This window comes from Pseudocolwellia agarivorans, assembly GCF_002000085.1.
In the GTDB taxonomy this organism is placed as follows: Bacteria; Pseudomonadota; Gammaproteobacteria; order Enterobacterales; family Alteromonadaceae; genus Pseudocolwellia; species Pseudocolwellia agarivorans.
Map to the genome: position 1 here is coordinate 1 of NZ_MUZU01000002.1, position 13,989 is coordinate 13,989.

Sequence of the window (13,989 nt, forward strand, 5' to 3'; positions counted from 1 at the left end):
CTGCTTGAAGTGCTTTAACTGCATCTTCGAAATTGAATTGATTTGTCATGTGTCATTCCTGTTTTTACTAGTTTACTGAAATGACACAGATTTTTGAACACTACCGTTAACCATTGCCCTATTATCAAAAAAACATGTATCTAATGTATACTATGGACGCCACTGATTTCAATTCTATTACGACCCTTTTCTTTTGCTACATACATAGCTTGGTCTGCATCATAAATTAATTGTTCAAAGCTTTTGTGTTTATCCGTTAGCATAGAAACGCCCATACTCAATGTAACTTTTAATACTTTATTATCTACAATTAAATTATTTTCGCTTAAAGAGTGTTGAATACGTTTTGCTATTTCTATACTGCCTTTTAAATCACAATCAGGCAAAATAATAATGAATTCCTCCCCTCCATAGCGTCCTAAAAAATCAACACTTCGTATCTCTTTAATGCAAACGTTACAAATATGTTTGAGTAATTCGTCACCCACTTGATGACCATACTTATCGTTAACATTTTTAAAATAATCACAGTCTATTAGAATTAAACTCAAATTGTTGTGGTATCTGTTTTCACGAGATAACTCCATATTTCCTCTTTCAAAAAGAGCTCGTCGGTTTGCAACTTTAGTGAGAGGATCCGTATTAGAAAGCTCTTCTAAAACACGAGTTTTATCTTCTATAACCTTCTTCATTACCTCTAAAGATACGGTAGTTTCACTTAATTTTTTGTTCATTCCATTAAAGGCGTTAACGATACTTGCAAATTCATCAGAGTGATTTGAAAGCGTTATTTTTTGAAAACTTCCACTATGATTTTTTTCAAAGGCTGTTTTAATTTCTTTTAACGATGTTCTAAAAACCCTAGTGAGCCTAAAAGAACCATACAATAAAGTGCAAAGGCTAACACCAAGTGCTATTAAAATGAACAATACTTGCCGTTTGATCACATTATAAATATCTTGCTGAACAATGCCTGATAACTGCATAGAGTCTGCACTAATAACTTCTAATTGTGTCATTAGCCTTGATTTTAAAAGTTTCTTTATCGACTCATCAGCATTTTTTAATTTATTTTCAGTAATTTTAGTAAATAGACGTTTAACATTCTTACTTTGGCTAGCAATACTGTTTTGAATAATTTGTTGTTGCGCGGTTAAGCTTGGAGAAGATTGAAGTAAATGTAGTAATTTACTTTGTGACTCTAACCATTCTCCTGCGTCATAATCGTTATCATAGATGTCATCACTAACAATAAGTTGTTTTAAGGTATTAGCGTAGTTCGCAACCTTTTGCGTATAGTGCTCACGACTAAGTTCAAGTTTTACTTTTTCTGATGACCACAATACGCTACCTACAAGAAGAACAAATAAGAAACAACAATAAATGTTAAAAAAATAAATGCTATCCGACAAACATACTTTCATATTATTATCCTCGCTTATAGCGGTATATTCACGGCTTCAGGCTCAACCTGTAACATGGCTCTTTTATCCAGGTAAGCATCTACATTTGGCATAACCTTATATTTGCTCATTTGTGTTTCTATTGCCCATGCAGCTTGAGATTTAATATTTAAGATTAGTGATTGATTCAACCCAAGTTTAAAAATATAGTCAGCCCAAACCCAATCAATAAATGATGGTGTTAAATTAAGTTTTTCTCTTACTATTGTTTTTGACTGTTCCGGATGCAATGCAATATATGCAATTGCAGTGTTTAATCCTTGAATAACACACGCCGCTTTTTTTACCAGTAAGTCATCTGCTTTTTTAGAAATTAAATTAAAGTTTATGGTATTGAAGTTTTTTGTATCATGAACGCTTATTTGATCATTAAACCTCTCTACAACATTAAAAGCAAAAGGTTCCCAAGGAACAATAGCTTCAACTTCATTCATAGCAAAGCCATTAACAAGTTCTTCTGGTTTATAATCGTAAAGTTCAACATCTTCAATAGATAAGCCATCAATAGCAAGTAAAGTACTTAAAAAGTATTCACTGGCGGTTCCTTTAGTTACACCTATGTTTTTTCCTTTAAGAGCTATTACCGTGCTAATTTTATCTGCTTTACGAGTTAAAAGTTTGAGATCATTATCTGATTGCACGAACGTGACATGTGTAACAAATGACTTTTTAGTTAGGCTTTGAAACGCGATAACTGAATCAGAACTAGTGCCAAAATCTACATCGCTACTCATCACCTTATCAAATGCTAGTTGCCCTCCAATAACATCATCGTATTCAACACTTACACAAGTGTTTTCAAACGCATTAATTGCTTTGGCAATATAAAAAGGAGTCGATAAGGGAGATTTAGACACTGCAATTAAAACAGGGTACTTTGGGGGCTGCCATAAATACTGAAAGCTAGGATAAAATATAATTATGCTAACAGTAAGTACGGTGATAAATAATAATAAATATTTTTTTTTACTCAAGGTCTACAACTTAACAATGAATGCTTTTATGAGTATAGACACAATTATACTAATTAAAATAATAGATGAACGATTTAAGGAGAAAAATAGATTTTATCTATAAAAATTTAACCTCTATTAGATATCCTCAAGCCCTATCTAAATGCAAAATCAAACTCGAATTAGAACGTCTTTATCTTCCAAAAAAAACCTAAGTACAGACATCCGTGCAGGAACTTTGTCGAAATAAATTACGCTGCATAAAACCTACATAAACTAGCTCTTTGGGACGAGATAAACACTAAAAACAAAAAAGTCGACTATAAGCCGACTTTTTTAGAATGTTTACGCCTGTAAACTAAAACGGCATTTTCATCCCTGGAGGTAATTGCATCCCACCAGTAAGTGCGCCCATTTTTTCTTTGTTTTGCTCTTCTACACGACGTACTGCGTCGTTAAATGAAGCGGCAATTAAATCTTCAAGCATTTCTTTGTCGTCGTCCATTAAACTGTCATCGATTTCAACACGACGTATGTTGTGGCTACCTGTCATGGTTACTTTGACCATGCCAGCGCCAGACTCACCGGTAACTTCCATTTGAGCTAATTCTTCTTGAGCTTTAGCCATTTTTGCTTGCATTTGTTGGGCTTGCTTCATCAAGTTGCCCATTCCGCCTTTCATCATTTATAGTCTCCAAAAGTATTTGTCGCCAACAATAATTGTTAACCACATAAAATTCAAGTATTACGCTACCTACATTACAATTTTTGTTATAGCGCCTGGATTGTGTTTTCGTCTAATTGTGCTTGAAAATCTTGCTGTAAAGCTTGAATAATTTCATCTTCTTTGAGTAAATTAACCGCGTACTGGTATCGCTTATCGTTAATATCTACTTGTATTTTATATGGGTCAGCTTTAGTTTCTTCAACTACCTTTATCTCAACATTAATTGGTTTTGATAAAAAAGTTGAAATGCTCTGTTGAAGTTGCTGCACTGCCGTGTCTGTTTTTAAATGTTTAGTTGATTGGTCAAGCAATAAAATTAAATGTTCGTCAGTAGATGATTCTGAAATGGTTGCATGAATCGCTATTTGTCGAATACGTGCACTCAACGCCATAGAATCAATCATGTTTGCCCATTTATCAACTTGATTCGCTGACTTAATAATCGCGGGATCAATAAGCTCTTCACGATAAGGTTCATCAATCACCATTTCAATAGGTGCTGGAGCTTCAGGTGTTACGGCATCATTCTTTGTTGTATTTTCGTCAGCGCTTGGTGTTTGACGCCCTGCGACGTCATTCGACTTTTTTGCTTTTTGCTCCATTTCCTTTTTTCGACTACGTAAAATATTTCGTGTTGCTAAGGCTGACTCTATTGGGCTTGAATACGTAACCGTTTCAACAGACTGTTCTGCTATTTGTTCTTGCTGAAAATCTAATGGATTAGCAATAGGCTCAACACTCGGCTCCATAATAGGAGCTTGTTCTACAGGTTGAGGCTCTGTATAAATAGGTGCTTCAGATTGAGCTAAAGGTTGCACTTGTTCTGCAGCAAGTTGTTCAATGCTTTCCATTTCGGCTGACAATTGCGATTGAATATGCTGTTCTTCTGTCGAACTTTCCAAAGCATGAATATTATCTATCGCATTTTGAGCTATTGGCGCTACAACACTTTCTAGCTGATCTTCAACGTGCTGCTCATTTACCTGCAGTGTCTTTGATTGATAATCACTCAATGGAGATTCGTTATGTTTTCGCTCAACAGTAGGTTCTTTTTCCATTGAATCAGCTGGAAGTGTATTTTCAAAATTAACGCTTGTTGATGCTACGTTAGCTGAAGAATTAACAGAAGTTGGAATTTCATTAGCATTCGTTACGGGTTTAAATGCTAATAACCGCAATAACACCATATCGAAAGCAGCTTGTTCATCGGAAGCATAAGGCAAGTCTTTACGACCATTTAATACAATTTGATAATATAATTGTACGTCTTCAGCTGACATAGCTTGAGCAAATTTTTTCAGTAACACTTCATGCTCGGGTGGCAAATCAAAATGACGATCAACAATTTGCACCATAGCTACTTGATGCAAGAGTTGAATTAGCTCAGCAAGCAATCGGCTATAGCTTGGAGAATAACTGGCGATATTTAACGACAGCTCCATCAATTGTTTTGAGTCTTGCTTAATTAAGGCAATAAGTATTTTATATACCCAGTTTTGATCTACGCCCCCCAGCATTTTTTGTACGTTTGAAAGGGTTATTTCGCCAGCACCTTGCGCAATCGATTGATCCGTCAAACTTAATGAATCACGCATACTGCCACGAGCAGCTTTTGCTAATAAGGTTATTGAACCTTTTTCAGCTTGTACATTTTCGGCCTGCAAAATAATATTAAGTTGCTGCTCAATTTGGCTAACGGTTAATGCTTTTAAATGAAACTGTAAGCAGCGTGATAATACCGTTACGGGTAATTTTTGAGGATCTGTTGTAGCAAGAATAAACTTTACGTGTTCAGGAGGTTCTTCAAGGGTTTTAAGTAACGCATTAAAACTACTACGCGATAACATGTGTACTTCATCAATCAAATATACTTTATAACGCCCGCTCGTTGGCGCGTACTGAACGTTATCAAGAATTTCACGCGTGTCATCAACTTTGGTTTTTGATGCTGCATCAATTTCAATAAGATCAACAAATCGACCTAAATCAATATCTAAACAAGTATCACACTTACCACAAGGCTCTGAAGTAATACCCACTTGGCAATTTAGACTTTTAGCAAAGATTCGAGCTATGGTGGTTTTACCGACACCGCGCGTACCTGTAAATAAATAGGCATGATGTAAGCGTTGTTGCTCGAGCGCATTTACAAGAACCGTTACGACATGTTCTTGCCCCATTAGCTCTTTAAAGTTTTTTGGACGCCATTTTCTTGCTAAAACTTGATAACTCATTAAAAGCCTATTTACCTTCGTATTGGATCAATGAATAAACATTGAGGTTTAAACCAGCTAGCTTTTCTTCTCCGCCTAGTTCAGGTAAAGAAATAACAAACCCGGCGTGAGAAGCATCAGCTCCTATTTTTCGAATAAGCTTGGTGGTTGCTTCAATGGTGCCGCCAGTGGCTAATAAATCATCAATAATAAGCACTTTATCTTCTGGCTTAAGTGCATCTTGGTGTATTTCTAGCGTGTCTTGTCCATACTCTAGTTGATAGCTTTGGGCAAAAGTTGCACGTGGTAATTTACCCGGCTTGCGCACGGGTACAAACCCCACACCAAGCGCTAAGGCTAAAGGTGCACCAAATAAAAAACCTCTTGCTTCAGTACCAACAACTTTAGTGAATCCTTGACCTTGATATTTTTCAACTAATAACTCAATAGTTAAAGCAAATGCCTTTGCGTCGTCTAATACGCCTGTGACATCTCTAAATAAAATACCTTCAATTGGGTAGTCAGGAACAGTATGAATAGCTTGCTTAATTGTTTCTATTTGTTGTTGGGTCATCTGATAAAAATAGCTAATAAAATTATCCCTAAAGAATAAATCAATTTGACTTGTTTTTATAGTGATATGAGGGCGGTAATGTGAATAAAAAAGAAAACAGGTAAGTTAAAGAAGAACAATAATTATAAAAGATGAGATATGACTATTTATTAAGCTAATTAAAATCCATAAATCCAGCCGATAAAATTAAGCCTATTAATTAAGTCGATATAATAGGCTTAAAATCATTAAGATAGCATTGCATACCAGCCCATTAACATAGGTAATAATGGCATAGCTAACGCAACAAGTGTTGCTATCAGCAAATGACCAAAATGAGATGATTCTTTAAAATTAGTATCTTCAGACATACTAGCACTCTCTTAAATAAATTAGGGCGCATATGTTAACCTAACTCGTTATTTTAATGTAGTATAAATTGATCTAGATCAATAACTTTTTAATATAAAGATCGCTTATTCAAGCTCACGTTACCAAAAGCGTCAACTGAACAATACTCAAGATAAACAGATAAAGAATAGCTTCTCTTTTCAGTTCATCTTTTAGTTTAACTTACTTTAGGATTTTTAGGATAAAAGCGATCAGGCACGCAATTAATATGTTCAAAAAAACGCGTGTCTTTGTAAGGTAATTTCATAAAACCTGAAATACCTAAACCTGTTATGGTAGGTAATAATTCAATAATGTCTTTGAAACATTGTTCAAATTCTTCTTTTTTCTCGTGATTAAGTAGCATTAAATAACTGTGTATTTTTAAATGTTTAGGTAACACTTCAAAAATAAGACAACCTGTATGATGGATCGAATTAAGACGATTGATCACTGTCATTATTTCATCAGGCAAATAAAGATATTCGTCGGGATCTTTACCGTCTTCAAAATATGAATGCACTTTAGTTGCATCATCTATTTCAGGTATATCGCTCACATCAAAGGGAATAACTTGGTTATTCTGTGCAATAAAAGGTTGTAATTCGTCATCACGTTCTACGTGTATTGTATTTTTAGCGTTAAACAAACAACTTTTAAAAACACCAATTCGAAATATTCCTTGGGCTAAACTCACCATATTATTTACGGCGCTTTCAAAAGAGAATCGTAAGCTTTCATCAAACATAGTTAAATTAGAGTCAATATATACGCCCTTTTTTTCCCAACGAATAGCTAACCCACCGACTACGGGAAAGTTACCTAAACGGCTGACTGCGGCAATAAAGGCTTTTTCGGTATCTCCCATACCCATTAAGTAGTTTTTATAATATTTTTCTAATTGAACGTCATCAATATCATCTAAGCTATCTTTATAGCTCAATTCTCTAAGAAAAGATTTTCTTGAACCGTATACCACCGTATCAATATCGGTATTACCATTTTTTATCCATACGGGGATTTGTGGTTTAGCATGATGAATAGTAGGCGTATTTGATAATACGATACTTTTTAAATACTTAAATTGACTAAATAAATGGTCACCTGCTTTTTGTCTAACTACGGGATCATCACTCAACATGCCTTCAATAATTTTAGCGAGTAAAATAGGTAAACCTAAAGATGTAGGCGTAATAACATGATTACCATAACGACATGATTGGCCTGAAGCTAATGCGTATAAGGTAGCGGCTAAACCTTGCTCATCAAAGCGAGGCGATGATAACCCACCATTTATTTGTTCAGGGCCAATAAAATAAACATCTCCTAGTCTTGCATTAGTTTGCTGAAGATCGCTACTCATTAAATCCATAACATTATTCGACGTGCTATTGCCGTTTTCATCCACTTGAGCGATTACAGAAGACCCCCAATCAATTAAATAGACCTTGTTAGTTTCTTCATCATAAACAATGTTAGAAGGTTTAATATCGCCATGTACATAAGGTTTACCTGTTTTATGCAATGAGCTAGTACGTAAGTGAATCAAAATTTCAGTTAACTGAATTGCTATATTTACAATAAGCTCTGGAGGTAGAGGTCCTCTTTTAAATGATACTTTTTCAAGATCTATACCTGGAGCTCTTTGCATATGCAGAATAGATTGTCGCTTGATTTTATAATATTCGATAACTTGTGGGATTTGTGGGTGTGCTAATTGAGCTTGAATTTCAGATTCTTCTTCTAATCTGTCTTGTACATTTTGAGGGAGGTTTAATCGAGAAAATTTAAAAACAAATTGCTCTTTTTTTTCATTTTCGGCATTGAATACAAAACCGTAAGCGCCCTTACCTAATAAATAAGTATTGGTGTAACCAAGAGAATTTAATTGTTGCTGACAAAGCTTAAACCATTCTTTAAGTTTGGTGGCGTCTTTGTGGCTCATTAAATAAATGGATTGTTCTTCTGCAATATAAAAATGCTGAAGTTTTTTTTCAGACAAGGGTTAACACCTTTATTGAATTTTTGTCATTGACGAACTTTTAACACTATTTTTATCTTATAACAGTTTCTGTCATTAATTTGCAATAAAACCACCTTATTATTGGAACCACTTAATTAAGCGTTGCTCGCTGTATTAGGTACATCCCCCCTATTTAGGACTAGTTTGTTACAAACTATCTAGCCCCACACTGAAGTTTTAGTGTGGGGCATTTTTTTACGCTATTACGCCATATTCATCATCATTAACGCTGGATTTTCTAAATACGATTTCCATAAATTACAGAATCTCGCAATAGTCCCACCATCAATAGTACGATGATCGCCCGACCAACTTACCTGCATAATTGAACGTGCGGTAACATTCCCCATATCATCAAATCGAGGCAGTTTTTGTAACTTACCTAATGCAACAATAGCTGATTCAGGCTTGTTAATAATAGGAGTAGCAATCGTTCCTCCAATTGCACCGATATTAGAGATTGAAATAGTACCGCCTTTTAAATCATTTGCTGCAACACGACCTGAACGTGCGTCGTTTGTTAAGCGTGTAATTTCTTGTGCTAAATCAATAATAGATTGAGTTTGTACTGACTTAACATTAGGTACTAACAAACCTATTTTAGAATCTACTGCCATACCAATATTGTGATCATCAAAATAAGTAATTTCGGTGCAATCTGCATTTACTTGGGTATTAACAATAGGAAATTCAGTTAACGCTAACGACATAGCTTTCATAAAGAAAGGCATTAAGGTTAATTTAATATCTTGCTTAGCATAATGTTCTTTTAACTCACTTCTTATTGCAATTAAATCGGTTAAATCAATTTCATCACAATAAGTAAAGTGAGGAATAGTAGAAACTGAATCCACCATGGCTTTTGCCATTACCGCTTTAATACCTTTGATCGCTTCTGTACGTGTACCACCTGATTTAACAAGCGTTGTAGTGCTCATATCACTTGCTTTAGGTGCTTCAACAAAAGCGTGAATATCTTTTTTATATACTCGGCCTTTTTTACCAGAACCCACAACTTCATTAATGTTTATATTAAGTTCTTTTGCAATTCTACGTACGGCTGGACTTGCTATCGCTTTTTTATTAATAACATTAGTCGCACAAGTTTCAGTCTTAACTGCTATTGGTTTACTTACTGGTTGACTAGCTACCTTCTCTGGCTCTACCGTAGTTGCAGCTGAAACCACTGAATTAGATAAATATTCAACAGCAAATAAAGGTGAATGAACTTTAGCTATATCACCTTTTTGATAATACAATTTAGTCACTTTTCCCTTGTGCATAGCGGGAATTTGAACAAGTGCTTTGTCTGTCATTACATCAGCGATAGGTTGATCTTCTTCGATTAAATCACCTTCTTTTACTAACCATTCAACAAGTTCACATTCGACAATACCTTCACCAATATCAGGCAAAATAAAGTCTTCTATTTTCATTGAATTCGACCTTGTTACTTGCTCAGTAGCTGCATTGGATACCGTACTTTCTTGCTGAGTTGCCACTTCAACAACTTCTTCACTTTCATTATCACCTTCAACCGTCATTGAAAATAACGGCGAATGAACCTTCGCAATTTCACCTTGCTGATAATAGAGTTTTCTAACAACACCATTATGCATAGCCGGAATTTGTACTAATGCTTTATCAGTCATTACATCAGCAATAGGCTGATCTTCTGTTATGTGTTCGCCTTCTGATACAAGCCATTCTACAAGCTCGCATTCAACAATACCTTCACCAATATCTGGTAATATAAAATCGATGGTCATTTCAAATCCCCTAAAAATTAACACTACGTTTGATGGCTTCAAACACCTTAAGGTGATCTGCTACGTATTCTTTTTCTAATGCCAATGGATATGGTGTATCCATGCCACACACACGCTCAATAGGAGATTCTAAATGCAAGAAACACTCGTCTTGTATTGTTGCTGCTATTTCACTGGCAAACCCATTGGTTAAAGGAGCTTCTTGGTTGATCAATAGACGTCCTGTTTTGATTACAGAAGCAGAAACAGTGTCAACATCCCATGGCAAAATAGAGCGTAAATCAATAACTTCACATGAAATTCCAGACTTTTCCGCTAAATCGGCAGCTTTCTCTATAATTTCCATTTGAGCGCCCCATGCAAGTAAAGTAATGTCTTTACCTTCTTTAACAACTTCGGCTTTACCAAGTGGTAATTGGTAATCTTCTTCAGGTACTTCGCCTACTGATGCTCTGTATAAGCGTTTAGGTTCAAAAAATATAACGGGATTTTTATCTCGAATAGCAGCTAACAATAAGCCTTTGGCTTGATAAGGGTTACGTGGTACCACAACTTTTAATCCAGGAGTGTGTGCAAAATACGCTTCTGGTGATTGGCTATGGTATAAGCCCCCAGCAATCCCACCACCGTAAGGGGTACGAATAGTTAAATTACCTACATTAAATTGGTTACCACTACGGTATCGGAACTTTGCTGTTTCATTCACAATTTGATCAAAAGCAGGAAAAATATAATCAGCAAATTGTATTTCAGCAATAGGAACACTGCCTTGTGCAGCTAAACCGTTGGCAAAGCCAATGATACCTTGCTCTACAAGTGGCGTATTAAAACAACGCGCTTTACCGTGTTTTTCCTGCAAGCCACTTGTTGCTCTAAAAACACCACCAAAATGACCAACATCTTCACCAAAGCACAAGGTTCTATCATTTTCAGACATGGCAATATCTAGTGCGTTATTAATCGCTTGTAATAAATTCATTTGTGCCATTATTTAATTCTCCCTGCAGTAAACGGATAAGCGTAAGGGTATTTTTTAATGTGTTCTTTTAATTCATTTAACTGACGTGTTAATTGAGGTGTTGGTATGTCGTATACATCGGTAATAAGATCTTCAACAGGTGGCTTATCGATTTTTTCAGCCACTTTGACTGCCGCTAAAATTTTCTCTTTGTACTGCTCTTTCAACTCATTTTCTTGACTGTCATCCCACCAGTTATTAGCTTCCATCCATTTTTTCATGCGTAAAACAGGATCATTTTTTTGCCATTTATCTTCTTCTTCACGTGTTCTGTAACCCGTTGGATCATCAGAGGTAGAATGTGCGCCTAAACGGTAAGTCATACCTTCAATTAATACTGGTTTGTGTTCTTTAACCGCATAATCACGAGCTACTTGAGTTGCTTTTAAAACAGCTAAAACATCATTACCATCTACACGAATGGTTTTAATCCCGTACCCTACACCACGTGATGCAATACCATTACCTCTAAACTGTTCATCTGATGGAGTAGAAATAGCATAACCATTGTTTCTACAGAAAAAGATCACTGGGGCATTATGTACAGCAGCCATATTTAAACCCGCATGAAAATCACCTTCAGACGCAGCACCTTCACCGAAATAACATAAAGTTACAGCGTCTAAACCTTGTAACTTTTGTCCGTAGGCATAACCTGAAGCTTGAGGAATTTGGGTAGCTAAAGGCGAAGATACCGTCATGTAATTCAAATCATTTGAACCATAATGAATAGGCATTTGTCTGCCTTTTCCTAAATCTTTCTCATTACTGAACATTTGATTCATAAAATTTTCAAGGCTAAAACCTCTAAAAATTAAAGCGCCTTGTTCGCGGTATTGCGCCATGATCATATCTTGTGGCTTAAGGCCCGCAGTACCACCAATAGTAGTGGCTTCTTCACCTAATGCTGTCAAATAAAAACTTAATCGTCCCTGACGCTGTGATGCCACCATACGTTCATCTAATACTCGATGAAAGACGAATGATTGATAAATTTTAACAGCAAGCTCTTGATTAATTTCAGGTAATTCTGCTCCTGGAAACACGGTTCCATCGTGGTTAAGAATTTTAAGAACTGGAATTTCGACTGAATGACCATCAATAAAGACAGGAGTATGTACATCCAATCCTTGTTTATATTCGTCACGGTTCATAGCGATCTCTTTTTAGTACGGTTACAAAAAATACTTATTATTTTTCATGCTTTTGATAAGTATAGATTCAAAAATCAACTTGTTTGTATTGATTTCATATTCACGACTTAAACTTTACGTTCACGTAAACTTAATTACAAAAAAATGCATAATACGACGCCTTTAAAAAACAGATGCTTTTGTATGATATAGTTTACACTAAGCCTTTAAAGCCTTTTAAAGTAAGCTGTGTAAAATAAACGTTACGAGGTAACTAAGACTTTTTTTGCCTAAAACATGAGGAATATAAATCGAAAAAAACAGAAGGGACAGACAATTAATAGTAATTGAATTTGTAAATTCAATTACTATTAATTAACAAAAATTAAGTGAGCCCTCAAAACTTAATTTGAAAGGAACAAATAGGTTATAAAATAATGGTAGGAGTAACCGTTAATAAAGCTCTTTGTCCGATAGCAACATCAGCATTAGGGAAGATAATCGCTTCACCATCTTGTTTTACTTTAACTTCTTTATCACCATCAAAAGCTAAAACATAATTGAGCGGAAAAGAGGTGAAATTATCAACATCGTCGGCAAAGTTTAATCGAAAATTTTCTGCTTCACGGTTTATTGTTTGGTAAATTTCAAACACATCAAAATCATCAGGATTGTAATCTCCTAATTCAATATCAGCACCCGTAATAAGTGCTAAGAGTGTATTGGTCACCTCGGTAAAATTATTCATGTCGTTTTCACCAAAGGGTTTAACTTTACCTAGTTCAACGGTAAAAGCATCGGCACCAAACTCATTGGCTGAAAAGTAACTGAAGGTAGTGGTTGGCGAATGAGAAAGCAACACAGTAGTAATTCCACATTGCTTTAAAAAAAGTAGTTGTTCTTTCTTCCATGGTTTTTCATGCTGAAAAGGATACACGGCAAATTTGTCATTTTTTGACCCTCTTATCGCAGTGTGTAAATCATAATGACAACGACTGCGATTTGAAGCGACTTGATCACCTTGTTGATAAAACCTTCGTATCGTGTTTTCAAGTAATTTAGCTCGTGTTCTCTCTTTATTGATAACTAAAGAACCATCAGCAGCAGGTTTTGAATGAGCGCCTGAAAAAAGACGGTTCATGTTTTCTTCAACAAACCGTTTACCTATATTAATAGATGCGGGGTTACCAAACAAAAACAACACTCTTTGTGTAGCGGCTATTTCACCGAGTATTAATTGTTTAATTAATGTATTACAAATTTCGATAGGTGCGGTTTCATTACCATGAATAGCACTTGATAAAACAATATCTTGAGTCGTATTACAGTCGGGTTCAAAGGATATAATACCTGTATCTAGCACGGTGACTTTTGTAGATATATTGGCTGAAGTATTATTAGAGTTTACAATAAATGAAAAAGGTTCAGCTAAAGACCATTCATTTTCACAACTTAATTTAAGAAAGTCACCGCTGGTTTGTAATTCTTTTTGATGTTCACTTAATGTACTCATAAAACCTCTATTTACATAGCTAAAAGACTATTCTACGTTAAATTTCAGGCAAATAAAAAGGTGCTATAAAGCACCTTTTTTTTAAAGTTTTGTATAATTATTCATTCACTTACTTTCTATTTCCCTGAGCTTTATGAAGAGAGTTACTCATAACAAACCTTTAAGAATAGCTACATTGCTTTAAATAAAAAATATGCGAATATTTATGCGAATAAAACAATTTTATTTATTTAA

Annotated in this window: 11 protein-coding genes; all 11 read right to left on the reverse strand. The window is 35.2% G+C overall.

Annotated features, from left to right (window positions below; genetic code table 11):
- Window positions 1-140 precede the first annotated feature (140 nt).
- The 11 genes from B0X80_RS03110 to astE all read right to left on the reverse strand — a co-directional run bounded on the left by B0X80_RS03110 (window position 141) and on the right by astE (window position 13,755).
- On the reverse strand, window positions 141-1,343 hold the full coding sequence (locus B0X80_RS03110; RefSeq protein WP_245825378.1) for a GGDEF domain-containing protein: 1,203 nt from the start codon (window positions 1,341-1,343) through the stop codon (window positions 141-143).
- Window positions 1,344-1,438: 95 nt separating this feature from the next.
- A complete protein-coding gene (locus tag B0X80_RS03115) occupies window positions 1,439-2,437 on the reverse strand; it encodes an ABC transporter substrate-binding protein (protein WP_077338374.1) in 999 nt (332 codons plus the stop codon).
- A 337-nt stretch (window positions 2,438-2,774) separates the two neighbouring features.
- The gene (locus tag B0X80_RS03120; RefSeq protein WP_076419128.1) at window positions 2,775-3,101 is read right to left on the reverse strand and encodes a YbaB/EbfC family nucleoid-associated protein; all 327 of its coding nucleotides are present in this window, start codon (window positions 3,099-3,101) and stop codon (window positions 2,775-2,777) included.
- 86 nt (window positions 3,102-3,187) lie between these two features.
- Window positions 3,188-5,377 carry a DNA polymerase III subunit gamma/tau gene (gene dnaX, locus B0X80_RS03125; RefSeq protein WP_077338375.1) on the reverse strand — a complete coding sequence of 730 codons (2,190 nt, stop codon included), beginning with the start codon at window positions 5,375-5,377 and terminating at the stop codon, window positions 3,188-3,190.
- A gap of 7 nt (window positions 5,378-5,384) precedes the next feature.
- Window positions 5,385-5,930: an adenine phosphoribosyltransferase gene (apt, locus tag B0X80_RS03130; RefSeq protein ID WP_076419130.1), complete on the reverse strand. Its 546-nt coding sequence runs from the start codon at window positions 5,928-5,930 to the stop codon at window positions 5,385-5,387.
- A gap of 227 nt (window positions 5,931-6,157) precedes the next feature.
- A complete protein-coding gene (locus B0X80_RS20630; RefSeq protein WP_281252986.1) occupies window positions 6,158-6,280 on the reverse strand; it encodes a hypothetical protein in 123 nt (40 codons plus the stop codon).
- Between the two features lie 197 nt (window positions 6,281-6,477).
- A complete protein-coding gene (locus tag B0X80_RS03135; RefSeq protein WP_245825379.1) occupies window positions 6,478-8,301 on the reverse strand; it encodes a protein kinase domain-containing protein in 1,824 nt (607 codons plus the stop codon).
- Window positions 8,302-8,525: 224 nt separating this feature from the next.
- Window positions 8,526-10,091 carry a dihydrolipoyllysine-residue acetyltransferase gene (locus tag B0X80_RS03140; protein ID WP_077338376.1) on the reverse strand — a complete coding sequence of 522 codons (1,566 nt, stop codon included), beginning with the start codon at window positions 10,089-10,091 and terminating at the stop codon, window positions 8,526-8,528.
- Window positions 10,092-10,101: 10 nt separating this feature from the next.
- On the reverse strand, window positions 10,102-11,079 hold the full coding sequence (locus B0X80_RS03145) for an alpha-ketoacid dehydrogenase subunit beta (RefSeq protein WP_077338377.1): 978 nt from the start codon (window positions 11,077-11,079) through the stop codon (window positions 10,102-10,104).
- On the reverse strand, window positions 11,079-12,263 hold the full coding sequence (locus B0X80_RS03150; RefSeq protein WP_077338378.1) for a thiamine pyrophosphate-dependent dehydrogenase E1 component subunit alpha: 1,185 nt from the start codon (window positions 12,261-12,263) through the stop codon (window positions 11,079-11,081). Before B0X80_RS03150 ends, B0X80_RS03145 begins: the two co-directional genes overlap by 1 nt.
- Before the next feature lie 406 nt (window positions 12,264-12,669).
- Entirely contained in the window at window positions 12,670-13,755 is a 1,086-nt protein-coding gene (gene astE, locus B0X80_RS03155; RefSeq protein ID WP_077338379.1) for a succinylglutamate desuccinylase, read from the reverse strand.
- Between the last annotated feature and the right edge of the window lie 234 nt (window positions 13,756-13,989).

Coding starts and splice junctions, on each gene's coding strand:
- B0X80_RS03120 (WP_076419128.1), bottom strand. CDS start 3,101: ATGATGAAAGGCGGAATGGGCAACTTGATGAAGCAAGCCCAACAAATG.
- dnaX (WP_077338375.1), bottom strand. CDS start 5,377: ATGAGTTATCAAGTTTTAGCAAGAAAATGGCGTCCAAAAAACTTTAAA.
- apt (WP_076419130.1), bottom strand. CDS start 5,930: ATGACCCAACAACAAATAGAAACAATTAAGCAAGCTATTCATACTGTT.
- B0X80_RS20630 (WP_281252986.1), bottom strand. CDS start 6,280: ATGTCTGAAGATACTAATTTTAAAGAATCATCTCATTTTGGTCATTTG.
- B0X80_RS03140 (WP_077338376.1), bottom strand. CDS start 10,091: ATGACCATCGATTTTATATTACCAGATATTGGTGAAGGTATTGTTGAA.
- B0X80_RS03145 (WP_077338377.1), bottom strand. CDS start 11,079: ATGGCACAAATGAATTTATTACAAGCGATTAATAACGCACTAGATATT.
- B0X80_RS03150 (WP_077338378.1), bottom strand. CDS start 12,263: ATGAACCGTGACGAATATAAACAAGGATTGGATGTACATACTCCTGTC.
- astE (WP_077338379.1), bottom strand. CDS start 13,755: ATGAGTACATTAAGTGAACATCAAAAAGAATTACAAACCAGCGGTGAC.